The organism is Mycobacterium sp. WUMAC-067 (genome assembly GCF_020217485.1).
Lineage (GTDB): Bacteria > Actinomycetota > Actinomycetes > Mycobacteriales > Mycobacteriaceae > Mycobacterium.
The window spans coordinates 1-293 of record NZ_JAEKMI010000215.1 but is presented as its reverse complement, the minus strand read 5'-3'; the positions used below and the strand labels follow the sequence as shown (position 1 = coordinate 293).

1 protein-coding gene is annotated in these 293 nt (G+C 60.8%); it reads left to right on the top strand.

Annotation, left to right across the window (positions count from 1 at the left end; genetic code table 11):
- Window positions 1-293, top strand: a 293-nt coding sequence (locus JF781_RS28290; protein WP_225341392.1) for a metal-dependent hydrolase, incomplete at both ends; no start/stop codon positions are given.

Here is a 293-nt window from a genome sequence, read left to right as displayed (position 1 = left end):
GGCGAACTTGTCGGGGTCGTTCCCGCCGGGGGAGGAGTTGTTCATTCGGTCGGTGCGCCGGTTTGCCGATGAGATCGCCGATCCTGGGTTGAAGAAGCGGGTGGCCGGGTTTATCGGTCAGGAATCGGTGCATGGCCAGCAGCATCGGGCGCTCAATGACAAGCTCGTTGACATGGGGTATCCGATTGGGTGGTGGGATTCCGAAAAGTTTGTTGATTGGGTGAAACGCATCGAGGAGGTGCTGCCGGCCCGGATTCCGCTGGCGGTGACAGCAGCCGCAGAACACTTCACCG